The organism is Arthrobacter sp. SD76, assembly GCF_049726125.1.
In the GTDB taxonomy this organism is placed as follows: Bacteria; Actinomycetota; Actinomycetes; order Actinomycetales; family Micrococcaceae; genus Arthrobacter; species Arthrobacter nitrophenolicus.
Genome location: NZ_JBNBLR010000001.1, coordinates 1,889,983 through 1,915,764, shown reverse-complemented (window position 1 = coordinate 1,915,764; position 25,782 = coordinate 1,889,983). Strand labels below are relative to the sequence as shown.

The 25,782-nt window shown below is 67.0% G+C and carries 13 protein-coding genes and 9 pseudogenes; 7 read left to right on the top strand and 15 right to left on the bottom strand.

The features are described 5' to 3' along the window. Positions 1–137: 137 nt before the first annotated feature. Entirely contained in the window at positions 138–1,577 is a 1,440-nt protein-coding gene (locus tag ACPEE0_RS09520) for a dipeptidase (protein ID WP_424574408.1), read from the bottom strand. 90 nt (positions 1,578–1,667) lie between these two features. Between ACPEE0_RS09520 and ACPEE0_RS09515 the strand changes: the two genes are divergently transcribed. Then, the gene (locus tag ACPEE0_RS09515; RefSeq protein WP_035753534.1) at positions 1,668–2,270 is read left to right on the top strand and encodes a DUF3043 domain-containing protein; all 603 of its coding nucleotides are present in this window, start codon (positions 1,668–1,670) and stop codon (positions 2,268–2,270) included. A gap of 75 nt (positions 2,271–2,345) precedes the next feature. On the opposite strand, the pseudogene ACPEE0_RS09510 reads toward ACPEE0_RS09515, so the two are convergent. Further along, positions 2,346–3,417 (bottom strand): annotated as a pseudogene (locus ACPEE0_RS09510) (quinone-dependent dihydroorotate dehydrogenase). 75 nt (positions 3,418–3,492) lie between these two features. On the opposite strand from ACPEE0_RS09510, the gene ACPEE0_RS09505 reads away from it, so the two are divergent. Together ACPEE0_RS09505 and ACPEE0_RS09500 are read left to right on the top strand one after the other, a co-directional pair. Next, positions 3,493–4,494, top strand: a complete 1,002-nt coding sequence (locus ACPEE0_RS09505; protein ID WP_354175951.1) for an alpha/beta hydrolase — start codon at positions 3,493–3,495, stop codon at positions 4,492–4,494. Then, positions 4,491–5,537, top strand: a complete 1,047-nt coding sequence (locus ACPEE0_RS09500) for an alpha/beta hydrolase (protein WP_009359022.1) — start codon at positions 4,491–4,493, stop codon at positions 5,535–5,537. Before ACPEE0_RS09505 ends, ACPEE0_RS09500 begins: the two co-directional genes overlap by 4 nt. 4 nt (positions 5,538–5,541) lie before the next feature. Here ACPEE0_RS09500 and ACPEE0_RS09495 read toward each other — a convergent pair. The 3 genes and pseudogenes from ACPEE0_RS09495 to leuA form a co-directional block, all read right to left on the bottom strand. After that, positions 5,542–6,404: pseudogene (locus ACPEE0_RS09495) on the bottom strand (isoprenyl transferase). Then, the gene (recO, locus tag ACPEE0_RS09490) at positions 6,388–7,140 is read right to left on the bottom strand and encodes a DNA repair protein RecO (protein ID WP_407709474.1); all 753 of its coding nucleotides are present in this window, start codon (positions 7,138–7,140) and stop codon (positions 6,388–6,390) included. Before recO ends, ACPEE0_RS09495 begins: the two are co-directional and overlap by 17 nt. A gap of 88 nt (positions 7,141–7,228) precedes the next feature. Further along, positions 7,229–8,969: pseudogene (leuA, locus tag ACPEE0_RS09485) on the bottom strand (2-isopropylmalate synthase). 252 nt (positions 8,970–9,221) lie between these two features. On the opposite strand from leuA, the gene ACPEE0_RS09480 reads away from it, so the two are divergent. Then, positions 9,222–11,174, top strand: a complete 1,953-nt coding sequence (locus ACPEE0_RS09480; RefSeq protein ID WP_407709476.1) for a M13 family metallopeptidase — start codon at positions 9,222–9,224, stop codon at positions 11,172–11,174. A 79-nt stretch (positions 11,175–11,253) separates the two neighbouring features. On the opposite strand, the pseudogene ACPEE0_RS09475 reads toward ACPEE0_RS09480, so the two are convergent. The 5 genes and pseudogenes from ACPEE0_RS09475 to ACPEE0_RS09455 form a co-directional block, all read right to left on the bottom strand. Beyond that, positions 11,254–12,832 (bottom strand): annotated as a pseudogene (locus tag ACPEE0_RS09475) (LCP family protein). 97 nt (positions 12,833–12,929) lie between these two features. After that, the gene (era, locus tag ACPEE0_RS09470; protein ID WP_407709478.1) at positions 12,930–13,889 is read right to left on the bottom strand and encodes a GTPase Era; all 960 of its coding nucleotides are present in this window, start codon (positions 13,887–13,889) and stop codon (positions 12,930–12,932) included. Continuing rightward, positions 13,873–15,203 (bottom strand): annotated as a pseudogene (locus ACPEE0_RS09465) (hemolysin family protein). Before ACPEE0_RS09465 ends, era begins: the two are co-directional and overlap by 17 nt. Continuing rightward, positions 15,200–15,673: an rRNA maturation RNase YbeY gene (ybeY, locus tag ACPEE0_RS09460; protein ID WP_009358798.1), complete on the bottom strand. Its 474-nt coding sequence runs from the start codon at positions 15,671–15,673 to the stop codon at positions 15,200–15,202. Before ybeY ends, ACPEE0_RS09465 begins: the two are co-directional and overlap by 4 nt. Then, positions 15,594–16,753 (bottom strand): annotated as a pseudogene (locus ACPEE0_RS09455) (PhoH family protein). Before ACPEE0_RS09455 ends, ybeY begins: the two are co-directional and overlap by 80 nt. A 338-nt stretch (positions 16,754–17,091) precedes the next feature. On the opposite strand from ACPEE0_RS09455, the pseudogene ACPEE0_RS09450 reads away from it, so the two are divergent. Next, positions 17,092–18,005: pseudogene (locus tag ACPEE0_RS09450) on the top strand (GerMN domain-containing protein). Here the strand turns inward: ACPEE0_RS09450 and ACPEE0_RS09445 are convergent. The 3 genes and pseudogenes from ACPEE0_RS09445 to hrcA all read right to left on the bottom strand — a co-directional run bounded on the left by ACPEE0_RS09445 (position 17,992) and on the right by hrcA (position 20,999). After that, entirely contained in the window at positions 17,992–18,774 is a 783-nt protein-coding gene (locus ACPEE0_RS09445; RefSeq protein ID WP_133347147.1) for a 16S rRNA (uracil(1498)-N(3))-methyltransferase, read from the bottom strand. The pseudogene ACPEE0_RS09450 and the gene ACPEE0_RS09445 overlap by 14 nt on opposite strands. A 2-nt stretch (positions 18,775–18,776) precedes the next feature. Further along, positions 18,777–19,904, bottom strand: a pseudogene (dnaJ, locus tag ACPEE0_RS09440) (molecular chaperone DnaJ). Between the two features lie 81 nt (positions 19,905–19,985). Next, positions 19,986–20,999 carry a heat-inducible transcriptional repressor HrcA gene (gene hrcA / locus ACPEE0_RS09435; protein ID WP_133347149.1) on the bottom strand — a complete coding sequence of 338 codons (1,014 nt, stop codon included), beginning with the start codon at positions 20,997–20,999 and terminating at the stop codon, positions 19,986–19,988. A 188-nt stretch (positions 21,000–21,187) separates the two neighbouring features. On the opposite strand from hrcA, the gene ACPEE0_RS09430 reads away from it, so the two are divergent. Beyond that, entirely contained in the window at positions 21,188–22,036 is an 849-nt protein-coding gene (locus tag ACPEE0_RS09430) for a DUF3097 domain-containing protein (RefSeq protein ID WP_407709480.1), read from the top strand. Positions 22,037–22,158: 122 nt separating this feature from the next. Beyond that, positions 22,159–22,578 carry a DUF4870 domain-containing protein gene (locus ACPEE0_RS09425; RefSeq protein ID WP_009358804.1) on the top strand — a complete coding sequence of 140 codons (420 nt, stop codon included), beginning with the start codon at positions 22,159–22,161 and terminating at the stop codon, positions 22,576–22,578. Between the two features lie 51 nt (positions 22,579–22,629). Here ACPEE0_RS09425 and hemW read toward each other — a convergent pair. Together hemW and lepA are read right to left on the bottom strand one after the other, a co-directional pair. Further along, positions 22,630–23,858 (bottom strand): annotated as a pseudogene (gene hemW, locus ACPEE0_RS09420) (radical SAM family heme chaperone HemW). A gap of 36 nt (positions 23,859–23,894) precedes the next feature. Then, positions 23,895–25,748 (bottom strand): translation elongation factor 4, encoded by a 1,854-nt coding sequence (lepA, locus tag ACPEE0_RS09415; RefSeq protein WP_009358806.1) that lies wholly within the window; start codon positions 25,746–25,748, stop codon positions 23,895–23,897. Positions 25,749–25,782: the final 34 nt, after the last annotated feature.

Genomic DNA, 25,782 nt, shown 5'->3' with positions numbered 1-25,782 from the left:
GGTGCCAGCCCCTACGGATTGGGGTATGGGCTATAGCTACATGCTACGCGGGACAGCCCTGTAGCTCTAACTCCTGACGTAACCATGCAAGGCCGCCGCTTGTTCCCTGTGCGCCGTTTTCACTCCCGTTGGCCCCGTCATCCCTGGCTGTTCAGCCGCACGAGCATCAGCGCCTCGGCCAGGATGGCCTTCCGGAAGTCGCCGAGGTGGAGGGATTCGTTGGCGCTGTGGGCGCGGGAGTCCGGATCCTCCACGCCCGTCACCAGGATCTGGGCGTCCGGATAAAGCTCCAGCAGGTCCGCGATGAAGGGGATGGAACCGCCGATGCCGGTTTTGACGGCCGGGACACCCCATGCCTCGCCGAGGGCCCACATGGCCACCTTGGCGGCCGGTGAGGAGGTGTCGGTCTGGAAGGGGTTGCCGCTCTCCCCCGGGGTGAAGATGATCCTGGCACCGAAAGGTGCGTGGGCCTCGACGTGCCGGCGCACCGCGTCCATGGCGGCCGCGGGATCCTGGCCGGGGGCGAGCCGAAGGCTGAACTTGGCACGGGCCCGTGGCAGCAGCGTGTTGGATGCGACCGCTACCGCAGGGGCATCGATACCGATGATCGACAGGGCCGGTTTCGTCCACAGGCGCGAGGCGATGCTGCCCGAACCGGCGAGCCGGACGCCGTCGAGCACGGAGGCATCGGCGCGGTAGTCGGCTTCGGGCAGGTCCACCGTTGCCTGGTCCGTGGCAACGAGGCCGTCGATGGCGACGTTGCCCTCGGCGTCGTGGAATGTCGCGATCAGGCGGGCCAGCAGCGTGGGCGCGTCCAGCACGGGGCCGCCGTACATGCCGGAGTGCACCGCGTGTTCGAGCACCTGGACCTCAACGGTGCCGTCCACGAGCCCCCGGAGGCTGGTGGTGAGGGCGGGAACGCCCACTTTCCAGTTGCTCGAATCGGCGACGACGATGACGTCGGCCCGCAGCAACTCCCGGTGGGCTTCGAGGAAGGGACGGAAGGTGGGTGATCCGGCCTCCTCCTCCCCTTCAAAGAAGAAGGTCACACCGAGGCCCAGCGCGTCACCGAGGACCTCGGACACCGCGGCGTAAGCGGCGATGTGGGCCATGATGCCGGCCTTGTCATCCGCCGCGCCCCGCCCGTAGAGGCGCCCGTCCTTCTCCACTGCGGTGAAGGGCTGCGTCTCCCAGAGCGCTTCGTCTCCGGCCGGCTGGACGTCGTGGTGGGCATAGAGCAGGATGGTGGGCTTGCCCTCGGCGGCCGGACGGCGGGCGACGACGGCCGGACCGCCGGGAGTCCCGTCCTCCTTCGGGCAAGCGAGGACCTGTACCGGGTCCAGGCCTGCAGCGCGGAGCAGTTCAGCGACTGCTTCGGCGCTGCGTTCCAGCGGCGCACGCTCGAAGCTTGGCCAGGCGATGCCCGGGATGGCGACGAGTTCCTTGAGCCGGGCCAGGGTCCGGTCAAAGGTGCTGTCGATTGACGCGCGGAGTTCTTCCGTAACATTCTGGCCTGCCTGCGCCGGGGTGGCGGGACGGGCAGGGTTGGTAGGAGCAGCCTGGGGTGATGAAGTCATGGCGAAAACATTACCCGCGTCACATCTGGCCCTGCGGCAGCCCGGACCCGGAGGGCGGCCTGCACCGGCCTGCAAGGGTATTCTGTTCTGGTGTTCGGACGTAAAAAGGAAGCGCCCTCGGCGCAGGAATCAGTAGACCGGCAGGCGGCAGACGCTGCGGCGCAGCCTAACAGTGTTGTTGGCAAGGGAGCTCCAACCCCAACCCGCAAGGCCCAGGAAGCAGCGCGCAAGCGCCCGCTGGTGCCGGAGGACCGCAAGGCGTCCAAGGCCGCAGAGCGGCAGGCGATCCAGGACCAGCGGCAGAAAATGCGCCAGGCGCTGGACACCGGTGACGAGAGGTTCCTCCCCCTGCGGGACAAGGGACCGCAGAAGCGGTTCGCCCGCGATTACGTGGATGCCCGCTTCAGCCTCGGCGAATACCTCATGTTCGGTGCGCTGGTCTTTGTCCTGGTGTCCCTGGTGGTGCCTGCTTCCAGCGACCTGATGATCTACGTCCTGGGTGGGTTCTGGGTCATGTTCCTGGCCGTGTTCCTGGACGTCTTCATCCTGTCCCGCAAACTCCGCAAGCGGCTCACGGAGAAGTTCGGGGACGTGGAGCGCGGCACCGTCTGGTACGGGTCCATGCGCTCCCTGCAGTTCCGCAAACTGCGCCTTCCCAAGCCCCAGGTCAAGCGCGGCCAGTACCCGGCCTGAGTTAGCGGCACCAACTGCAGCAACAGCAAACCCCGGCGGGATGACCCGCCGGGGTTTGCCGGTTTAAGGAGGTCGCTACGGGCGGCGTTTCTTGGCCAAAGCGCGGTTGATCCGGGCCGCCCAGAACGGGCCTTCGTAGAGGAATGCGGTGTAGCCCTGGACGAGTGTTGCCCCGGCATCGAGCCTGTCCTGGACATCCTGTGCTGTTTCGACGCCGCCCACAGCCACGAGCGTCAGGGCATCCCCGGTTGCCAGCTTCAGGCGCCGCAGCACCTCGAGCGACCGCTGCTTCAGGGGTGCACCCGAGAGACCGCCGGCTCCGCATTTTTCGACCTCGGCGGCCGGGGAGGTGAGACCGGTCCGGGCGATGGTGGTATTGGTGGCGATGATGCCGTCCAGCTTGAGGTCCAGCGCCAGCCGGGCGACGTCGTCGATATCCTCGTCGCTGAGGTCGGGGGCGATCTTCACCAGCAGGGGCACGTGCCGCCCGGCGGCCCGGTCCGCCTCCTCCCCTACCGCGGTGAGCAACGGGCGGAGGGTCTCCACGTCCTGGAGCAGCCGCAGTCCGGGCGTGTTCGGGGAACTGACGTTGACCACCAGGTAGTCGGCGGCAGGGGCCAGGCTGCGGGCACTGACCAGGTAGTCGTCCACGGCGTCGGCGAGTTCCACGACCTTGGTCTTGCCGATGTTGACGCCAATGACGGGACGGACGCCTGTGTGCGTCCGCTGCAGGGCGGCACGGGCGGCCTTCAGGCGGGGGGCGACGGCGGCGGCGCCGTCATTGTTGAATCCCATCCGGTTGATCACGGCGCGGTCCTGCACCAGCCGGAACAGCCGCGGCTTCTCGTTGCCGGGCTGGGCCTGCCCCGTGATGGTGCCAACTTCCACGTGGCCGAACCCCAGCTCGGAGAGGGCCTCGATGCCAAGTCCTTCCTTGTCGAAACCCGCGGCGAGCCCGAACGGCGACGGGAAGGTCACGCCAAAAGCCGTGGTCTGCAGCGACGGCGCCGGAGCCGTCAGTTTCTGCAGGATTTTTCCGGCGCCGGAAGCATGCGCGAGCCGGATGCCCTTGAAACCGATTTTGTGGGCGCGCTCGGCGTCCATCCATGAAAAGGCCAGCCTGAAAAAAAGTGGGGTAAACGCGCATGCCTCCAGTCTTCCGTCTCGGACTGCCTGTTCCAAAATCACGCGGAGCGGATGCGGTGCGCATTAGCATGAATCCATGGGCTGGCAGCAGGACATCCTGGGTGAGGAGTTCGAATCCCTTGCCTTCACTGCGGCAGGCCCCGACGGCGTCGAACGGACCGCCACCCTGGTCCGATTCCGCCCTGCAGGGGACGGTTCCGCCCCGTCCCGGGCGCCGCGCCGGGCCGTCCTCTTCCTCCACGGCTGGAGCGACTACTTCTTCAACGTGGACCTGGCACGGTTCTGGCAGGAGGCGGGCTACGACTTCTACGCGCTGGACATGCACAACCATGGCCGAAGCCTGCGGCCCGAGTATCCGGGCGGATATGTATCGGACCTGGCCGACTATGACGCCGAAATCGAAGAGGCCCTCCGGCTGATCAGCCGGGAGGGCGGGGCCGGGCCTGTGACCCTGATGGGTCATTCCACCGGCGGCCTGGTGGCCGTGCTGTGGGCCAGCAGGCGGCCCGGGACAGTGTCCCACCTGGTCCTGAACAGCCCCTGGCTGGAAATGCACGGCAGCAGCCTGGTGCGCCGGGCAGCCTCCGGCATGGTGGGCCCGGTGGCACGGCTCCGCCCCGAAGCGGTGTTGCGGCTGCCCGAGCGCGGCTTCTACTGGCGCACGATCAGCAGCGCGGCTGAAGGAGAGTGGCCGCTCGATGAGCGGTACCGGCCGCCCATGGCCTTTCCGGTCCGCGCCGGCTGGCTCAGCGCAGTGCTGGCGGGGCACGCCAAGGTGGCGCGCGGGTTGAACATCGAGGTGCCCATCCTGGTCCTGCTCTCCCGCGGCAGCGCGAACGGGCTGTTCTGGTCTGAGGAGATGCGGCGCACGGATGCGGTCCTTGATGTCAACACCATCAGCGCCCGGGCCCTCACCCTCGGCCGGACGGTGACGATCGAACGGATCGACGGCGCGCTGCACGACGTCTTCCTCTCGCCTGCCGCGGTGCGTGCGGACGCCTACGCCCGGCTGGCCCGCTGGCTGTCCGCCTATGGCGGCGATCCCCTTCCGCCCGCCCCGGCCGGGCCGCATCCATGACGGCCGAGTATTCCGCTGTCGGGGAACGCAGCGGCGAATGGACCGCGGACATCCTTGGTCCCCCGTACCAGCAGCGAACGTTGCCGCTTGCACCGGATGAGGAGGGCGACGTCGTCGCAACCCTCGTGCGGTGCGCGGTCCCGGCGGTGAGGCCGTCCCCCGCGGGCGGGGCTGCCCGGATGGACGCGGTCCTTTACGTGCACGGCTGGGCGGACTACTTCCTGCAGACGGAAGCGGCCGAATACCTTACCCGTGCAGGGTTCCCCTTCTACGCCGTGGACCTGCGTAAATTTGGGCGCAGCCTCCGTTCCTGGCAGACCCCCGGGTACACCAGCGACCTTGCCGTGTACGACGAGGACCTGGCGGCGGCAATCCAGGCGGTCAGGGACGACGTGGCAGAGAAGGCAGGCCCCGGCGTCACGCCGACCGTCCACCTGCTGGGCCATTCGCTGGGTGGCCTCATCGCGGCCTTGTGGGCTGACCGGAACCCGAAGGCTTTGGGCACCCTGATCCTGAATGCCCCGTGGCTCGAACTGCAGGGCAGCAGCTTCCTCCGCAGCCTGGCCACCTATCTGGTGGACCCGCTCTCCAAGAGCAACCCGCTCTACCCGTTCCGGCTTCCGGACATGCCGGGCTACTGGCAAAGCGTGAGCAAGGAAGCACACGGGGAATGGAACCTTGACCCGGTGTGGCGGCCCATGGCCTCATTTCCGATCAGGGCAGGGTGGGCACGTGCGGTGCTTGCCGGCCACGCCGCAGTGGAGCGCCGCCTGGATATCCAGGCGCCCGCGCTTGTGCTGCTGTCCGACCGTACCCACATCCAGCTCGAATGGTCTGCGGAGATGATGACGGCGGATGCGGTCATCGACGTCGAGGAGACAGCCCGGCGTGCCCTGGGCCTGGGCCGGCGGGTGGCTGTCTTCCGCTACCCGGGTGCCATCCACGACATCCTGCTGTCCCGCCGGGCAGTGCGGGAGGAGGCCTACCGGGACCTCGCCGCGTGGCTCAGCGGCTATCCTGCCGAGGGCAGCCCCGGACTTTGAGCGTTCAGGCCTGGTCCTGGCGGATGGCGTCCGCCGGCCGCGCCGCGTCCACGGCTCCGCCGTAGCGGCGGTCCCGCTGCGCGTACTCTTCCACGGCTGCCCACAGCGTGCGCCGGTCCACGTCGGGCCACAGCGTGTCCATGAAGACAAACTCGGCGTACGCGGACTGCCACAGCATGAAGTTGGACAGCCGCTGCTCCCCGGAGCTGCGGAGGAAGAGGTCCACGTCCGGTAGGTCCGGCTCGTCCAGGTACTTCTGGATCGTCCGTTCGCTGATGGCGCCTGGCTTCAACCTGCCAGCGGCGACGTCGGCCGCGATGGCGGACACGGCATCGGTGATTTCGGCGCGGCCGCCGTAATTAACACACATGGTCAACGTGCACGTGCTGTTGGCGGCGGTGAATTCCTCGGCCTCCTCGAGCTCCCGGATGACGGAGCCCCAGAGTTTGGGCCGCCGCCCGGACCAGCGGACCCGCACCCCCCACTCGTCCAGCTGGTTCCGCTGGCGCCGCAGCACATCCTTGTTAATCCCATCAGGAAGCGGACTTCCTCCGGTGACCGCCGCCAGTTCTCGGTGGAGAAGGCGTAGACGCTGACGTATTCGATGCCCAGCTCGATGGCGCCGGCCATGACGTCCAGCAGCGCCGGTTCGCCGGCCTTGTGGCCCTCGATGCGCGGCAGTCCGCGCTGGTTCGCCCAGCGGCCGTTGCCGTCCATGACGATGGCGACGTGGCGGGGGATGAATTCCGCCGGAATGGACGGCGCCACGGCCCCGGAAGGGTGCGGGTACGGCGCCACCACCGGGCGGGTCCGCTTGCGGGCTGCGTTGTTCTTTCTTCCAGGGCCACTATCAGCTTCGCTCCACATGTTTGAGGGATTTGAGGACTCGTTCGAGGTGCCACTGCAGGTAGGCCGCGACCAGGCCCGCAGCCTCCTTGCGGTGCACCGGCAGGGATACATCCGCCGTGCTCCAGTCGCCCGTCAGCAGCGCTGCGAGCAGGACGACAGTTTCGGGGGCCGGTGCCGGCGAGCCGGGAGGCCGGCACCCGTTGCAGACCATCCCGCCCAGGGGGGCCGCGAAAGCGCTGTGGGGTCCCGGCAGTCCGCAGCGGGCACACTCGGTAAAGCTTGGCGCCCAGCCGCCGGTGGCCAGAGCCCGCAGCAGGTAGGAATCGAGGATCAGGCCGGGCGCGTGTTCATCCCGGCTGAGGGCGGCCAGGGCGCCGACCAGCAGGTTGTACTGGGCTGTGCCGGATTCACCGTCCACGTCGGTCAGCTTTTCGGCGGTTTCGGTCATGGCCGCGGCAACCGTGTAGCGGCCGTAATCGGCCGCGATGCTCCCGCCATAGGCGCCCTTGGCCACGGCCTGGGTGACGATGTCCAGGGTGCGTCCCGAGACCAGCTGGAGATCTGCCACCATGAACGGTTCCAGCCTCGCCCCGAACCGGCTGCTGGTGCGCCGCACACCCTTGGCCACCGCGCGCACCTGGCCGTGGTGCTTGGTCAGGAGGGTGATGATGCGGTCCGCCTCGCCCAGCTTGTGCGTGCGGAGCACGACGGCGTCATCCCGGTATGCGCGGGAGGCGAAAGAGTGTTGGGCCACGCTTTATCTTCCCATCCTCTTGGCTTCCCATCCCACCGGACACAGCTGTGCCGCCGGGTGGATGTCCCGGCGGCACGGCTCGCAGTTTTCAGGCCTGGGCGTCCCTGATGGCGCGGTTCACGGCGGAGATGACGGCCTTCAGGGCGGACATGCTGGTGTTGGCGTCGATCCCCACGCCCCACAGGACCCGCTCCCCCACTGCCGCCTCGACGTACGCGGCGGCCAGGGCGTTGCCGCCCTCGGAGAGTGCGTGCTCGCTGTAGTCCAGGACGCGGACGTCCACGCCGTCCTCATGCAGGATGCCCAGCAGCGCGGCGATGGGCCCGTTGCCGGTGCCGGTGCGGCTGACCTGCACACCGTCGATGGTGAGGGCGGCGTGCAGGGTCATGCCGCCGTCGTCGTCCGTTTCGGTCTTGACGGCGCCGAGCGCGTAGCGGCCCCACTGCGCATCAGCCTTGCCGGAGGGCAGGTACTCGTCCTGGAAGATCTGCCACAGCTGTGCGCCGCTGACCTCGCCGCCCACGGTGTCGGTGCGGCGCTGGATGACGCCGGAGAACTCGATCTGCGCGCGGCGCGGCAGGTCCAGGCTGTGCTCGTTCTTGAGCAGGTAGGCCACGCCTCCCTTGCCGGACTGGGAGTTCACGCGGATGACGGCCTCGTAGCTGCGGCCCAGGTCCTTGGGGTCGATGGGCAGGTACGGAACCTGCCAGGTGAAGTCCGCAACGTCCTTTCCGGCGGCGGCAGCGTCGCGTTCCAGGGCCTCAAAGCCCTTCTTGATGGCGTCCTGGTGCGAGCCGGAGAAGGCGGTGAAGACAAGGTCGCCGCCATACGGGGACCGTTCCGGGACGGGCAGCTGGTTGCAGTACTCGAACGGTCCGGCGGATGTCGTCGATGTTGGAGAAGTCGATCATGGGATCGATGCCCTGGACGAGCAGGTTCAGGCCCAGCGTGACCAGGTCCACGTTGCCGGTCCGCTCGCCGTTGCCGAAGAGGCAGCCCTCGATCCGGTCCGCGCCCGCCATGTATCCCAGTTCGGCGGCGGCGACGCCGGTGCCGCGGTCGTTGTGCGGGTGCAGGGACAGGATGATGCCTTCTCGGGGGTGCAGGTGGCGGCTCATCCACTCGATGGAGTCCGCGTACACGTTGGGCGTGGCCATTTCCACGGTGGCGGGCAGGTTGATGATGACCTGCCCGTCGGCGGACGCCTCGAAGACGTCGGCGACGGCGTTGCACACCCGGACGGCGTACTCGAGCTCTGTCCCGGTGAAGGATTCCGGCGAGTATTCGTAGGTGACGTGGGTATCGCCGAGGGTTTCCTCGTACTTCTTGCACAGCCGTGCACCCTGCAGCGCGATGTCCAGGATGCCGTCTTCGTCCTGGTTGAAGACCACGCGGCGCTGCAGGACCGAGGTGGAGTTGTACAGGTGGACGATCGCCTGCTTGGCGCCGACCAGGGATTCGTACGTGCGCTCGATCAGGTGCTCACGGGCCTGGGTCAGCACCTGGATCGTGACATCGTCCGGGATGTGGTTGCCCTCGATCAGCTGGCGGACAAAGTCGAAGTCGGTCTGGGATGCGGACGGGAAGCCGACCTCGATTTCCTTGTAGCCCATACGGACCAGCAGGTCGAACATCTTCATCTTGCGGGCCGGGCTCATGGGGTCGATCAGGGCCTGGTTCCCGTCGCGCAGGTCGACAGCGCACCAGCGGGGAGCCTTGGTGATGACCTTGTCCGGCCAGGTGCGGTCCGGCAGTTCGACCTTGATCAGGTCCTGGAACGGCGTGTACCGGTGGGCGGGCATTCCGGAGGGCTTTTGTGCGTTTCGCATTACGTGGGGCCTTTTCTGGAGATCTTCATTGAAAGGGTGGCCGGGCAACACAAACTCCGCAGCGAGGGGTGGCCTTGCGCTAGATCGCGTCTGGGGCCTCGCCGCGGCAGCTAAGGAGAAGGAGCTCTGCACGCACATTCTGAGCCTAGCACGCGTGCGTAAGATGAAAGGGCACTACCGTCCGCAAAGTCCACCATGCAGACCTCTCCGGCGCTGGAGCCCGGATGCAGGGCCTGCAGCAAAGGAGTTTCAGTGCCCATTTCGGGGATCGACCTGTCCACCATAGATCACACGGTCCGGCCGCAGGATGACCTGTACCAGCACGTCAACGGCGCCTGGCTGAAGGCCACGGAAATTCCCGACGACCGCCCGCTCGAGGGCACATTCACCGCCTTGCGGGACGGTTCCGAAATTGCCGTCCGGGACATCATCGAGGAAGCGGCGGCCAAGGCCGGTTCGGCCAGCGGGATCGAGCGCAAGATTGGCGGCCTCTACAGCAGCTTCATGGATGAGGAGACCGTGGAGGCCAAGGGGATGGAACCCATCCGCCAGCGGCTTGCGGACGTCTTCGCCACGTCCTCCGCCGCCGACCTCATAGCACTGGCGGGGCGGCTGTTCCGCGCCGACGTGGGCGGCCTCTTCTACATCTATCCGGCCCCGGACGCCGGGAATCCGGACCGGGTCCTGCTCTACACCGGCCAGGGCGGCCTGGGGCTTCCGGACGAGTCCTACTACCGGGAGGACAAGTTCGCTCCCATGGTGTCCGCGTACCGGTCGCATGTGCAGGCCATGTTCGGCCTTGCCGGCGTGGCGGACGCGGAAGCCGCGGCCGGGCGGGTAGTGGAGCTCGAAACGAAGCTCGCGTCGCACCACTGGGACAACGTCACCCTGCGGAACCCGCAGAAGACCTACAACCTGAAGACCGCGGACGAAGCGTCGGCCCTGTTCCCGCACCTTGCCACCTGGTTTGAGGCGGCGGGCATCGACGGCGACAAGCGGCAGGAGATCGTGGTGAGCACGCCGCCGTTCTTCGAAGGCGCAGCCGGGCTACTGGAATCAGAACCGTTGTCCGTGTGGCAGGAATGGCTTGCCATGCGCGTGATCAGTGCCGCGGCACCGTACCTGTCAGCAGCCTTCGTTGACGCGAACTTCGCGTTCTACGGCACCACCATCAGCGGCACGCCCCGTAACAAGGACCGGTGGAAGCGCGGCGTGGGCGTGGTGGAGGCCGCCCTGGGCGAAGCCGTGGGCCAGATCTACGTGGCCCGGCACTTCCCGGAAACCCACAAGGCCCGGATGCAGACGCTCGTTGCGAATCTCATCGAGGCCTACCGCCGCAGCATCACCGGGGTGGGCTGGATGGGTGAGGCCACCAAGGCCGAAGCGCTGCGGAAGCTCGAAGGCTTCCGGGCAAAGATCGGCTTCCCTGATGAATGGATCGACTATTCCGCCGTGGAGATCGATCCTGCCGACCTGCTGGGCAACGTGGAGCGGGCGCACAACGCCGACGTCGACCGCCACCTTGATGAGGTGGGCAAGCCGGTGGACCGCAACAAGTGGCTGATGACCCCGCAGACGGTCAATGCCTATTACCACCCGATGATGAACGAGATCGTGTTCCCGGCCGCGATCCTGCAGCCGCCATTCTTCACCGCCGAGGCCGACGACGCCGTCAATTACGGGGGCATTGGTGCCGTGATCGGCCACGAGATCGGGCACGGCTTCGATGACCAGGGTTCGCAGTTCGACGGCGGCGGCGCCCTCCGGAACTGGTGGACGGACGAGGACCGGCAGGCGTTCGAACAGCTCACGGCCAAGCTGGTGGCCCAGTACGATGCGCTGTCGCCGTCGGCTGCTCCCGGGCATTTCGTCAACGGACGGCTCACCCTGGGCGAGAACATCGGCGACCTGGCGGGCCTTGCCATCGCGTACAAGGCGTACCTGATCAGCCTGGACGGCAAGGAACCGGAAGTCCTGGACGGGCTCACCGGCGCGCAGCGCTTCTTCGCCTCGTGGGCAGCCGGATGGCGCCAGGTGATCCGGCAGGAAGAGGCCGTCCGCCGGCTCGCCACCGACCCCCACTCCCCCAACGAGTTCAGGACGAACGCGATCGCGAAAAACCTGGACGCCTTCCACGAGGCCTTCGACGTCACCGAAGAGGACGGCATGTGGATGCCGCCGGCGGAGCGGGTCAGCATCTGGTAGCTGTCCCGGGACATTGCCCTTAACTGGAAGCGGGGCGCCACCCTTTGGGGTGGCGCCCCGCTTTCGGTTCGCGGACGCTCTACTCCTGGACGATCAGGTACGGGTTGGCCTGCTGGCATGTGGCGTCGCCGGCCGTCTGGTTCACGATATCCTCGGGCAGGGCGGCCCCTGCCCCGGTCCCGTAGGTGGTGCCCGAGGCGAAGTCCGTGCCGAGGTAGACCTGCACTCCTGAGACGCCGGGGGCGGGAACCAGCTGGCCCGCGGGGATGCCCAGCAGTGCCGCGACGTCGGCGGCAACATCGGCGAAGTCGGAACCGTAGTAGACCACGGATTGCTCCACGGCTGTGCTTTCGAACTGGGCGGCCTGGGTAAATCCGCCGGAGACCAGGGCCTGCACGATTTCCTGCGCACGGCCGGGCACGCCGCTGCCGTTGGCCACCGTCACCGGCTGCAGGGCCTTGTCGTAGGCGGGCGGCGCCGGAACCGTTTCGGTGGGCGGGCGACGGCGGGGCAGTTTCCCCGGGCGCGGGGGTGGCGGGCGCGGTGGGATCGGTCAGGTCAACGTCCTGCCGGAGGGCCGCGAAGAGCTGGGAGCCGGCAGGCTCGGCGATCTGGAGCCTGTTCGGGTCAACGTCCGCCGGGGTGGTGGGGACGGCGACGAACGCCACCTTGCTGATGTCGATGTCCTTGAGCCGGTTGCCGATGGTCAGCAGGGTGGGAACGGAGGCCAGCCCTTCATCCACCGTCAGGTTCTGGGTGACGACGTCGGCGATCTTCAGCATCTTGCCTGGATCGGACAGGGTGCCGTCGTCCTTGATCTTGCGGGTCAGCGACGATAGGAATCCCTGTTGCGCCTTGATCCGGCCCAGGTCCCCGCCATCGGCGAAGGCATGCCGGGTCCGCAGGAAGGCGAGTGCCTGCTCGCCCTGGACCATCGAGGTGCCGGCAGGCAGCCGCAGCCGTGAATCGGGGTCGTACACGGCGTCGCTGATGCAGACTTCCACGCCGCCCACAGCGTTGGACAGTTCCTTCACGGCGTTGAAGTCGGCCATCATGAAGTGGTCCACTTCCAGGCCGGTGATCCTGTTGACCGTGTCCACGGCACAGCCGATGCCGGCTTCCGCCATGGCCTCGTTGATCATGATGCCGCTGCGGGCAGGGTACTCCTGGCCGGTCTTCTCGTCCTTGCACTGGGGAATGTCCACCAGCAGGTCGCGGGGGAAACTGATGACGCTCACGCGTTTGTTGTCCTCGGAGATGTCCATAAGCATCATGACGTCCGACTTGCCATAGCCCTTGGAGTCGTCGGCCGTGCCGTACTCGGCGTTCTTGCCGTCGCGCGTGTCCGAGCCCAGGATGAGGATCTGCATCCTGCCCGTCGCGTCGCTGACCGTCTCGCTGTTGCCTCCGCCGGCATTCAATGGAGCCTTGGAAATATTGTTCTGCAGGCGCAGGTACCAGAACCCGGCGAAAGCCAGGCCGCCAATAATGGCCAGGGACAGGACGCCCGTGACGATCTTGAGCCAGACGGGCATGCCGCGGAAGGGGCCCAGATGCCGCGCCGTCCCCAGGGCGCTGTCGTGCGCGTGCCGGGATACCGGCCCTGTTCCGGCTGGCACATCAGCTTCGTTGTCGCGTATATCGCGGCCTCGAACCACGTGGTGAACCTTCCTCTAAAATCAAAATCCGGTCCATTTTAGTGGTCCAGTCTGGGAGAATGCCGGGCGCCCGCCCGGCAACGGCCGCACAGGCGGATCAGAATCCGAGTTTGACCAGCTGCTTCGGGTCGCGCTGCCAGTCCTTGGCCACCTTGACGTGCAGGTCAAGGTAGATTCGCGTGCCGAGCAGGGCCTCGATGCCCTTGCGCGCATTGGTGCCCACCTCGCGAAGCCTGCTGCCGCCCTTGCCGATGATGATGGCCTTCTGGGAAGGGCGCTCCACATACAGGTTGACCCGCACATCCAGGAGCGGGTTGTCGTCAGGCCGGTCCTCCCGCGGGACGATCTCTTCGACCACCACGGCCAGGGAGTGCGGCAACTCGTCCCGCACGCCCTCGAGCGCGGCCTCCCGTATGAGTTCGGCCACCATCACCGCTTCCGGTTCGTCCGTGAGCTCGCCATCGGGATACAGCGGGGGCGACGGCGGCATGTGGTTGATCAGGACATCGGCAACCGTATCCACCTGGAAACCGTCCGTGGCGGAGACCGGCACGATGTCCTTCCAGCCCTCCTCCCCCAGGACTTCCCGGCCCAGCTCCGCCACCGCGAGGAGCTGCTCGGTCAGTGCCTGGCGGTCCACCAGGTCCGCCTTGGTGACGATGGCGATGACGGGCTTGCGGCCCACCGCCGCGAGCTGGGCGGCGATGAATTTGTCGCCTGGCCCGATCTTTTCGTTGGCCGGCAGGCAGAATCCGATGGCGTCAACCTCTGCGAGGGTGTCCGCCACGAGGTCGTTCAGGCGCTTTCCGAGGAGGGTTCGCGGGCGGTGCAGGCCCGGGGTGTCCACCAGGATCAGCTGGGCGTCGTCCCGGTGGACGATGCCGCGGATGGTGTGCCGGGTGGTTTGCGGCTTCGCGGAGGTGATGGCCACTTTCTTCCCCACCAGGGCGTTCGTCAGGGTGGACTTGCCGGCATTGGGCCGGCCCACCAGGACCGAGAATCCTGCGTGGAAGCCGCCGAAGTCTTCCGCCGGTGCCGCCTTATTTTTCTTGCTCACGTGGAACTCCCTGCTGGGTTGTGTCCGCCTCTTCGAGGAGGTCTTCAAAGTCAGTGTCTACTCTTGGCACCGGAGCCGCAATGATGTGGCTGACGCGGTTGCGCCGGCCTTCCAGGCGGTCGGCCCGGAGCGAAACGCCGTGGACTTCAACGTGGCTTCCCACGATGGGAACCCGGCCAAGCGCCTTGGCAAGGAGGCCGCCCACAGTGTCCACTTCGTCGTCGTCAAGCTCGATGTCGAAGAGCTCGCCCAGGTCATCGATGCTCATCCGTGCGCTGACGCGGTAGGAACCGTCACCAAGCTCAACGGCTTCCGCGCTTTCGGTGTCGTACTCGTCCACGATTTCGCCCACGATTTCCTCGATCAGGTCCTCGAGGGTGACCAGGCCGGCGGTGCCGCCGTATTCGTCGATGACGATGGCGACATGGGTGGATTCCTTCTGCAGTTCACGCAGGAGGTCGCTCACGGGCTTGGATTCGGGGACGTACCGGACCTCGCGGGCCAGCGAATCCACCAGGGGCGGTTCCGCGTCCGGCGCAAGTTCATGGACGGCGGCGGCAACGTCCTTCAGGTAGATGATGCCGAGGATGTGGTCCGTGTCCTCGCCGATGACCGGGATCCTTGAATATCCGGAGCGGAGGAACAGGGACATGGCCTGGTGCAGGCTGGACCCGGATTCGATGCTGACGATGTCCGTCCTGGGGACCATGACGGCACGCACCAGGGTGTCGCCGAAATCGAACACCGATTGGATCATCTCGGCTTCGGTGTCCTCGATCATGTCCGATTCGCTGGCCCGCTCCACCAGTTCACGGAACTCCTGCTCGCTGAAGAAGGCCTCATCGCCGCCGGGCGCGCCGGGAGCAGCCGAGCTGCCCAGGGCCACGAGCCAGCCGGGGATCGGCCCAGGACCCAGGTCAGGAACCGGATGGTAGGGGCCGTGAACCGGACCACGGCAGCGGAATGCAGCCGTCCCAGCTGGCGGGGCGACACGCCCACGATGACGAATCCGAGCAGCGCCATGATGCCTGTTGCCGCCAGTCCGGCGAGCCAGATGTTGTCCAGCAGGCTGTAGAGCAGGACGGCAACAGCCACCGCGGAGGCCATCTCGAACCAGATCCGCCAGAACCGCAGCGCGCGGATGTGCGCAACCGGCTCCGCAAGGATTCGGCGCATCGCATTGCCCCGGCTCCGAAGGAGCGCTTCTTCCGCATCATGGCGCGGAAGGAAATTGAAGGCGGCCTCGGCCGCCGTCAGCACCGCCGCGACGCCCAGGAAGAGCAGGGCCATCGCGACCAGGAGCAAAGGCGTCACTGGGTGGTCTCGGCGGGTGCTTCTTTGCCGGTGAAGCCGGACAGGAGTTCCCGCTGGAGCCCGAACATTTCGGCTTTCTCCTCGGGTTCCGCATGGTCGTAGCCCAGCAGGTGCAGGATGCCGTGGGTGGTCAGCAGCAGCATCTCATCCTGCAGCTGGTGGCCTGCGTTCCGGGCCTGCACTTTTGCCACCTGCGGGCAAATGGCGATGTCACCCAGCATGCCCTGCGGCGTGGGCCGGTCAGGTGTTCCGGGGGTGAGTTCATCCATGGGCACGGACAGGACGTCGGTGGAACCGGGCTCGTCCATCAGCTCGAGATGCAGTTTTTCCATCGCGGGCTCATCCACCAGCAGGATGGACAGTTCCGCCTGCGGGTGGATGTAGAGCTGTTCAAAGATGTACCGGGACAGTGCAACGAGTTCGGCTTCGTCCACCTGGACCCCGGACTCGTTGTTCACCTCGATGCTCAAGCGTGTTCCCCCGTTTTTCTCTTGCGGCTGTGTGTTTGGCCCTCGCCCGCTGGGAGTCGTCCCAGAGGCTGTAGGCATTGACGATATCGCCCACGAGGCGGTGGCGGACGACGTCGGCGGCGTCCAGGACGGAGAAATTGACGCCTTCGATGCCCTGCAGGATCTCCTCCACGATGCGCAGCCCGGACCGGGTGCCGAACGGAAGGTCAACCTGGGTGATGTCACCGGTGACCACCATCTTGGATCCGAAGCCCAGCCGGGTCAGGAACATCTTCATCTGTTCCGGCGTGGTGTTCTGCGCCTCGTCGAGGATGATGAAGGCGTCGTTGAGGGTGCGCCCGCGCATGTAGGCGAGGGGCGCCACTTCGATGGTTCCGGCCGCCATGAGCCGCGGGATGGATTCGGGTCCATCATGTCGTGCAGGGCGTCATAGAGCGGCCGCAGGTACGGATCGATCTTGTCGCTGAGGGTTCCGGGCAGGAAGCCGAGGCGCTCCCCGGCTTCCACTGCCGGACGCGTCAGGATGATGCGGTTGACCTCTTTTTGCTGCAGCGCCTGGACCGCCTTGGCCATGGCCAGGTAGGTCTTGCCCGTGCCGGCGGGCCCGATACCGAAGATCACAGTGTTGTCGTCGATGGCGTCGACGTAGTTCTTCTGGTTCAGGGTTTTCGGGCGTATTGTCCGGCCCCGGCTGGAGAGGATGTCGTGGGTCAGCACGTCCACGGGGTTCTGCAGTGACTGGGTGCGCAGCAGGGCCACCAGCTGCTGCAGAACCGTGGGGCTGATGACCGTGCCGCGTGCCACGAGTCCGCGGACCTCGTGGAGCAACCGCATGATCCGTGGCACGTCGTGGGTGGGTCCGCTGATGGAGAGCTCGTTGCCGCGGACGTGGAAGTTAACGTCCGGGAACTGCTCCTCGATGTACCGCAGCGCCTCATCGTGGCTGCCAAGCGACTGGACCATCTGATCGGAGTTGTCGAAAAGGACCACCTCGGTCCGGATGCCTGGCAGCGAATGGGGGAACTCCCCGTTGCTGCCCTCTCCGGCGGACCGGCGCTTTCCGTTCGCTGATTCAGTCATAGTGATGGCCCGCTGGCCTGTGGTCCCCTCGAGGTCGGTTCAGAATGTCTTTCCATATTACGCCAGCAGCCGCCGGCGCCGGATACGGGAAGCCGCTGCCCGAAGGGAACGATGACCGCATTCCGTCATTAGGTATCAACTTCATATCGGCCTCATATCGTTCCCGTTGCAGTTCGGCCGGCGGGCGGGCCGGCGGAGGCAACGCCCGGAGGTGTGTGCCATGCTGGAAATCCAGCTTCAGCTGGAAGCCCAGGCCGCCCGGGGATCGGCCCTCCATGCCAGGAAAGGACAGGACGAACGTGCCGGAAACCGCTGCGCCCCTGAGGGCCGGCCGTGCCATGGGCCGCGTGCGCGGTCTCTTGCTGGCCAGCGTCCTGGCAGCTGTCCCGGCCCTGACAGGCTGCATCGCCGAGGCCGGGCCCGCGCCGACCGGCACGTTGGCCACCAATCCCATCGCCACCGGCACAGCGCAGGCACCGCCCACGAGTGCGCCGCTGGAAACCACCCAGTCCTCCAACAAGGCGCCGGTCTACTGGATTGGGCGCAGCGGCAGCGACGTTTTCCTGTACCGGGAATTCCGTGATGTCCCGGACCAGGAAAATCCGGTCACGCGCGCCCTGCGCTCCATGATGTCGGACAAGCCGTTCGACCCCGACTTTTTCACGCCCTGGCAGAACCCGGACAAGCTCGCCACCTCCATTTCGGGCAAGGACGTCATCACCGTGGACGTCTCCGAGGACGCCTTCAACAGCAACCTCGATGCGGACATGGCGGCCCGGGCCATCCAGCAGCTGGTGTACACGGCAACCGCCGCCGCAGCCAGCTCAGGCCTGATCGATTCCGGGCAGCAGATCCGGGTGCGGATCCTGGTGGACGGGCACACGGACTACATGGCGTTCGACCACATCCAGCTCGGCGCACTCATGACCCGGAGCACGGGCCTGGTGGCGCCCGTCTGGATCATAGATCCGCAGGAAAATGTGGAGGTGCCCGGGGGCAGCGTCAAGATCACCGGACGAAGCACAACCGCCGGCGGAAAGCTCCGCTGGCAGATCCTGCGGTCCGGAGCCGACGGCAGCACCGAGCCCTTCCTCACCGGGGAGACCACGGCCTCGCCGGAACAGGGCCAGGCGGGGGTTTCACCCTGGCCCTGACCATGCCCGCGGGTGACTACGAGCTGCGGGCGGCGCAGGCCGGAACCGGCGGCGGTCCGGACCAGTTTGAGGACACCAGGGCCTTCAAGGTGCGGTAGCCGCCCAGCGGCCCAGGATGTCGCTGGCCAGCACGACGGCGGCGGGCCCGGCCGTGGACGACCGCAGGACATGGTGCCCCAGCAGCGCCGTCACGGCGCCCTTGTCGCAGAGCCTGGTGACTTCGCGGGGGCTGATGCCGCCCTCGGGTCCGACGATCAGGAGCACCTCGCGGGGTTCCGCACCCCCGCCACCGGCCTGCCAGCCCTCAAGGACGCTGCGCAACGGGCGGACGGCGTCCTCGTGCAGGATTACTGCCAGGTCCGCGGCCTCGACGGCTGCGGACAGCCCCGCAGTGTCGACGGCAGGGCGGACCTCAGGCACCCAGGACCGGCGTGCCTGCTTGGCGGCGGCGGTGACCACCGACTGCCATTTGGCGTGGGCTTTCGCTGCGCGGTCACCCTTCCACCGCACGATGGAACGTTCGGACTGCCACGGGACCACGGCGTCGATCCCCAGCTCGGTGGCCGTTTCGATGGCCAGTTCGTCCCGGTCGCCCTTGGCCAGGGCCTGGACGAGCACCAGCCGGACGTCCGGCAGCGGTTCGACGGCTACGGACGTGCACTCCACTTCCAGTGCCGCCGGGGCAGCACCGGCGACCCGCCCGGTCATCCTGGTGCCGGCGCCGTCGACGATATCGACCGGCTCACCCGCTTCAAGGCGCTTGACGGCAACGGCGTGCCTGGCCTCGGCCCCTTCCAGTACGAAGAGGCCACCGGGGGCCATTCCGTCGAGGGACCCGGCGGCGGTGAAGAAGACTGGGTTGCTCACCGCTACAGGTTACCGAGGCGGTCCCGAAGCTTGGCGAACATGCCGCCGCTGGCAGCCAGCTTTCCCTCGGTGATCTGCTCGCCCCGGAGCTTGGCCAACTGCCGCAGCAGGTCTTCCTGGGCGGCATCGAGCTTGGCGGGAGTCTCCACCTGCAGGTGCACTTTGAGGTCCCCGCGGCCGTACCCGCGCAGGTGGGTGACGCCCAAGCCGCGCAGGGTGATGATCTCACCGGACTGTGTACCGGGCTTGACGTCGATCTCCTGGGTCCCGTCGAAGGTCTCCAGGTTCACCTCGGTGCCAAGGGCGGCCGCCGTCATGGGAATGTTCAGTGTGGCGTGGAGGTCGTCCCCGTCCCGGACGTAGGTGGGGTCGTTGTTGACCCGGATCTCCACGTAGAGGTCGCCGGAAGGTCCGCCGGCGGGTCCCGCCTCGCCCTGCCCGGACAGCTGGATACGGGTTCCGGTGGCGACGCCGGCAGGAACCTTGATGGTCAGTGAACGGCGGCTGCGGATGCGGCCCTGGCCGCTGCACTCGTTGCAGGGATCCTTTAATGACGGTGCCGAATCCTTCGCAGCTGCCGCAGGGGGCAGCCGTCATGACCTGGCCGAGGATGGAGCGGACCGCCCGCTGGACCTGGCCGCTGCCGCCGCAGATGTCGCAGCGCTCCGGATGCGAGCCGGGCTGGCAGCAGGAGCCTTCGCAGGTGGGGCAGGTGACGGCCGTGTCCACCTCGAGTTTCTTGTTGACGCCGAAGACGGCGTCGCGGAGGTCGATCCGGACGCTGATAAGGGCGTCCTGCCCACGGCGCACCCGGGAGGCCGGGCCGGCGGAGCCGCCGGCACCGAAAAGGTGTCGAAGATGTCCTGGAAAGCGAAGCCCTGGCCGGCGTAGCTGCCGCCGCCGAACCCATTGTCCGTGCCATTCTCGTTGCCGGTGGTGTCGTAGACGCGCCGCTTCTGGGGGTCCGAGAGGACTTCGTACGCGTGGGTTACTGCCTTGAAGCGGTCAGCAGCCTCCTCGCCCGGGTTGACGTCCGGGTGCAGGGTGCGGGCCAGCTTGCGGTAGGCCTTCTTGATTTCTTCTCCGGTGGCCTCCGGCGAGACTCCAAGGACGTCGTAGTGGCTGCTCAAAGTTCGTATCTCTTCCTTGTTGTACTGCATGCAGTGGGGTGTCCTTCCGCGGACCGGCTGCCACGGCAGCCGGCACCCCGCTCAGGGCCCCAGGATCCGGGACAGGTAGCGGGCAACAGCCCTGACGGCGGCCATGGTGGTGGGATAGTCCATGCGGGTGGGACCCAGCACGCCTATTTTTGCCGCGCTGTCCGGACCGTAGCCGGTAGCCACCACGGAGGCTTCGGCAAGGCCGTCATAGGGGTTCTCCCGCCCGATGCTGACTGCCACGCCACGGTGGTCCTGCGCCATTTCGCTCAGCAGGCGCAGCATCACCACCTGTTCCTCCAGGGCTTCCAGCACAGGTCCGATGCTGAGCGGGAAATCCACGTTGGACCGGGCAAGGTTGGCGGTGCCCGCCATGACCATGCGCTCCTCGCGGCTGCTGTGTGCCAGGAGTTCCAGCCCGTGGGCCAGCGCCTGGGCGGCCGGCCGCTGTGCCGGGCTGACAGCGGAGACGACGCCGGGCAGGGACTGCCCCAGCTGGCCCAGCGGGGTCCCGGCAAGGGAACCGAGGAACTGGGTCCGGAGCGCGGCGAGGGCGTCGTCGCCGAGGTCCTGGCCGACGTCGATGACCCGCTGTTCCACCTTGCCGCTGTTGGCGATCAGGACCACCAGCACTTTCCGCGGTGCCAGCAGGACGAATTCGATGTGCCGGATCAGGGCGCGGCTCAGGTGGGGATACTGGACCACCGCCACCTGGTTGGTCAGCTGGGACAGCAGGCGGACGGTGCGGTCCAGGACATCATCGAGGTCGTCGGCACCTTCCAGCAGCGACTGGATGGCGCGCCGTTCAGCCTGGGAAAGGGGCTTCACGGCCGAGATCTGGTCAACGAACAGGCGGTAACCCTTGTCCGTGGGTATCCTGCCTGCACTGGTGTGCGGAGCGGTGATGAGCCCTTCGTCTTCAAGCGCTGCCATGTCGTTGCGGATTGTTGCACTGGATACGCCGAGATGATGCCTCTCCACCAACGCCTTCGAACCAACGGGCTCGCGGGAGTGGACGTAGTCCTCCACGATTGCCCGCAGCACTTCCAGTCTGCGTGGCTCGCTCACACTCCACCTCCATCCAGGGTCGGGCGGCAGCGCCGCCCCGTGCAACAACATCAGGGCAAACCATCAGGGGTTAGCACTCGACATGCCCAAGTGCTAACAGTCTATTATGCCTTGGCCCGTTGTTAGCATTGGTACCGCTCCGGGCGAAATTCCGGCGGCACTGATCTAGCGCTAGGCGGAGTCGATCCATGGATTACCAGAACTGGGGGCCCCGGGAGATGTCCGGCCCCGTCCGCACCCAACTGCCCGAAATCCCCGTTGAACGCGGCATGGTCCTTGAGGACGTCCAGTCCGGGTGGGTCGGCGCCGTGACCCGGGTGGAAAAGTCCGGCGGCATGCACGTGGTGGCGCTGGAGGACCGGCGGGGAAAGTCGCGGACGTTCCGGCTCGGATTCGGTTTCCTCCTGGAGGGCCGGGCCATCCGGCTGATGCCGCCGGCACCACGCGCCGCCGCCGGCAGCGGTGCCGGCAGGACGGCGTCGGGCTCGGTCAAGGTCACCGGCCAGCGGGCCCAGGTGGCCAAAGCCAGCCGGATCTGGGTGGAGGGCAAGCACGACGCCGAACTGGTGGAAAAGGTCTGGGGCGACGACCTACGGGTGGAGGGCATCGTCGTCGAGCCGCTGCACGGCATTGACGACCTCGCCGGGGCGGTGGCGGATTTCCGGCCCGGCCCGGGACGGCGGCTCGGCGTGCTCGTGGACCACCTGGTGCCGGACTCGAAGGAGTCCCGCATCGCCGACGCCGTGATGGCGTCGCCCGGGGCTGCAGGGAATGTGCTGATCGTGGGCCACCCGTACGTGGATGTGTGGCAGGCCATCAGGCCCGCTGTGCTGGGAATCGAGCAGTGGCCGGTAGTGCCCCGCGGCCAGGACTGGAAGACCGGCGTGCTGGCGGCCTTCGGATGGCCGCACGCCACAAAGGAGGACATCGGGCTGGGGTGGCAGAAGCTGCTGGGCGCCGTCCGCAGCTACGCTGACCTTGAGGCGTCGCTGCTGGGCCGGGTTGAGGAAGTGATCGACTTCCTCACGGTGCCCTGATTGGGGAGCCACGTCCCGGATAGCCAGTATTCTTGGTACTGCGGGTCCTGCGGCGCTGTTCGCGGCCGCAGCAAGGCAATACCGGCATTTGGCACTATTTGCACTCTCGAAGGAAACAGACTGTGGCAGAAAACACCCGTGATCACAGGGACAGCCAGGGCGGCGCAGGCCGCTCCGAATATCATGGCGTCCCGGCGAACGCGCTGCCCCTGACGGCAGGCGAGGACCGGCAGTGGGCCACGCTGGCGCACTTCGGCGGGATCCTCGGCTGTGTCCCTGCGCTCCTGATCTTCCTGATCTTCCGCGACCGCGGTCCGTTTACGGCGCAGGAATCCAAGGAAGCGCTGAACTTCAGCCTGCCGCCCACCATCGCGGCCGTGGTGGCGAACATCCTGGTGTTCATCCCCGTGATCGGCAACATCTTCGCCGTCATCGCCACGCTGATCTGGATCGCCCTGACGTGCTTCTCGGTGGCGGCCGGCATCCATGTGAACAAGGGCCAGCCGCACCGGTACCAGTACAACCTGCGCTGGATCAAGTAGTCCCCACCGGCTCCCAGCACTCGCAAGCTCGCGCCGGGGCCCCGCCAGCTGTCAGTCCGGGAGGATCCGGCGGACCACCGCGTCGGCGAGCAGGCGCCCCTTCAGGGTGAGGACCAGCCTCCCGCGGAATGCCGCGGCCGGGTCCACCAGGCCGTCGGCGATCAGCCCCGCCACCTCATGGCGTCCAACAGCGCTCAGGGTGGCCACTTCGAGGCCTGCCTGGAGGCGCGCCTCCAGCATGATGCGTTCAACAGTCCGGGTTTCCCCGTCCAGGGTTTCCCGCCCGGCAGCCGGTGAGGCTCCCTGGGCAAGGCGGCCGGCGTAGGCGGTGGGATGCTTGACGTTCCACCACCGGACGCCGCCCACGTGGGAGTGCGCACCCGGTCCGATCCCCCACCAGTCGTCCCCCGCCAGTAGGCGAGGTTGTGGCGGCACGCCTGTTCCGGGGTGCGGGCCCAGTTGCTGACCTCGTACCAGCCCAGCCCGGCCGCAGAGATCAGCTGGTCGGCGAGCTCGTACTTGTCGGCGTGGTCGTCGTCGTCGATACCCGGAACCTCCCCGCGGCGCATCTGCGCGGCGAGCTTGGTGCCGTCCTCCACGATCAGCGCGTAGGCGCTGATGTGGTCGGGCTCGTAAGACAGGGCAGTCTCCAGGGAGTACCGCCAGTCGTCCAGGGATTCGCCCGGCGTGCCGTAGATCAGGTCCAGGCTGACGGCCAGTCCGGCCTCCCGGGCCCACTGCACCACCTGCGGAACCCTGCTCGGGGTATGCGTCCGGTCCAGGACCTTCAGGACGTGCGGAACCGCGGACTGCATGCCAAAGGAAACCCGGGTGAAACCCGCTGCCTTGAGCACAGCGAGGGACTCGGGAGTGACGGAGTCCGGATTGGCTTCGGTGGTGACCTCCGCCCCGTCCTCGATGCCCCACTCGTCGACTGCCGCCCGAAGGATCAGGGCGAGATCGTCTGCGGGAAGAAGGGTGGGCGTCCCGCCGCCGAAGAAAACGGTGCTGAGCTTCCGCGCCGGAACCCCGGATCCGGCGAGCACCCGGGCGGCAAACGCCACCTCGGAAGCGGCCGTGCCGGCATAGGCGTCCTGCGACGCACCGCCGCCGAGCTCGGTGGCGGTGTAGGTGTTGAAGTCGCAGTACCCGCAGCGCACGGCGCAGAAGGGAATGTGGACATACAGCCCGAAGGCACGGTTGCCCGCGCCCTGGGCCGACTGTGCGGGCAGCAGGCCGTCCGGCGGCGCGGGGTCGCCCAAAGGAAGAACGCTAGGCATCGCTGCGGCGCTGGATGGATGCGGCCACTGTCATCACTACTTCTTGGCCTTGTCCTTGGACTCGTCGGTGGTCAGCGCGGCGATGAAGGCCTCCTGCGGAACCTCCACGCGGCCCACCATCTTCATGCGCTTCTTGCCTTCCTTCTGCTTTTCCAGCAGCTTGCGCTTACGCGAGATGTCACCGCCGTAGCACTTGGCGAGGACGTCCTTGCGGATCGCGCGGATGCTTTCGCGGGCGATGATCCGGGATCCGATGGCCGCCTGGATGGGCACCTCGAACTGCTGCCTCGGAATGAGCTCACGCAGCTTGCCGGTCATCATCACGCCGTACGCATAAGCCTTGTCCTTGTGCGTGATGGCACTGAAGGCGTCCACCTGTTCGCCCTGGAGCAGGATGTCCACCTTGACCAGGTCGGCCACCTGCTCGCCGTCGGCCTTCCAGTCCAGCGACGCGTAGCCGCGGGTCTTGGACTTGAGGATGTCGAAGAAGTCGAAGACGATCTCGGCCAGCGGGATCCAGTACCGCAGTTCCACGCGGTCCTCGGAGAGGTAGTCCATGCCCTTCATCTGACCGCGGCGGCCCTGGCAGAGCTCCATGATTGCCCCGACGAACTCGTTCGGGGCAAGGATGGTGGCAGACACCATGGGCTCCCGGACTTCCCGGATCTTGCCCGCCGGGAACTCGCTGGGGTTGGTGACGGTCAGGACGGACTTGTCCTCAAGGGTCACCTCGTACACCACGTTCGGTGCCGTGGAAATGAGGTCCAGGTTGAATTCACGCTCCAGGCGTTCCCGGACGATCTCGAGGTGCAGCAGGCCAAGGAAGCCCACGCGGAAGCCGAAGCCCAGGGCGGCGGAGGTTTCCGGCTCGTAGACCAGTGCGGCGTCGTTGAGCTTGAGCTTGTCCAGGGCATCGCGGAGCACCGGATAATCGGTTCCGTCCAGCGGGTAGAGGCCGGAGAACACCATGGGCTTGGGATCCGCGTAGCCGCTGAGGGATTCCGACGCCGGTTTGGCCAGGTTGGTGACAGTGTCACCGACCTTGGACTGGCGGACGTCCTTCACACCGGTGATGAGGTAGCCCACCTCACCGACGCCGAGGCCCTTGGAAGGCGTGGGTTCGGGTGAGCTGACGCCGATCTCCAGGAGTTCGTGCGAGGCCTTGGTGGACATCATCTGGATGCGTTCGCGCGGATGCAGCATGCCGTCCACCACCCGCACGTAGGTGACCACGCCGCGGTACGTGTCGTAGACGGAGTCGAAGATCATGGCGCGGGCTGGGGCGTTGGCGTCACCCACGGGCGCCGGGAGGTCGGTGACGATCTTGTCCAGCAGGGCCTCCACGCCCACGCCGGTCTTGCCCGAAACCAGCAGGACGTCCTCCGGATCGCCGCCGATGAGGTTCGCCAGTTCCGCCGCGTACTTCTCCGGCTGCGCCGCCGGAAGGTCGATCTTGTTGAGCACCGGAATGATGGTGAGGTCGTTTTCCATCGCCAGGTACAGGTTGGCGAGGGTCTGCGCCTCGATGCCCTGCGCGGCGTCCACCAGCAGGACGGCGCCTTCGCACGCTGCCAGCGACCGGGACACTTCATAGGTGAAGTCCACGTGGCCGGGGGTGTCGATCATGTTCAGTGCGTAACTGACGCCGTCGACTTCCCAGGGCATGCGGACGGCCTGGGACTTGATGGTGATGCCGCGTTCACGCTCGATGTCCATGCGGTCCAGGTACTGGGCCTTCATGTCGCGTGCCTGCACCACTCCGGTGGACTGCAGCATGCGGTCAGCCAGGGTGGACTTGCCGTGGTCAATGTGCGCGATGATGCAGAAATTCCGAATGATGGCCGGATCTGTCGCGGCGGGCACCGGGGCGGTGCGGGCCATGGGAGACACGCAGGGGTCCTTACTGTTGGCATTTCCGCGGCTG

Bases quoted from the DNA above. Each gene is read 5' to 3' on its own strand.
- ACPEE0_RS09520 (WP_424574408.1), bottom strand. From the start codon at position 1,577: ATGACTTCATCACCCCAGGCTGCTCCTACCAACCCTGCCCGTCCCGCC.
- ACPEE0_RS09505 (WP_354175951.1), top strand. From the start codon at position 3,493: ATGGGCTGGCAGCAGGACATCCTGGGTGAGGAGTTCGAATCCCTTGCC.
- ACPEE0_RS09500 (WP_009359022.1), top strand. From the start codon at position 4,491: ATGACGGCCGAGTATTCCGCTGTCGGGGAACGCAGCGGCGAATGGACC.
- ACPEE0_RS09430 (WP_407709480.1), top strand. From the start codon at position 21,188: ATGGATTACCAGAACTGGGGGCCCCGGGAGATGTCCGGCCCCGTCCGC.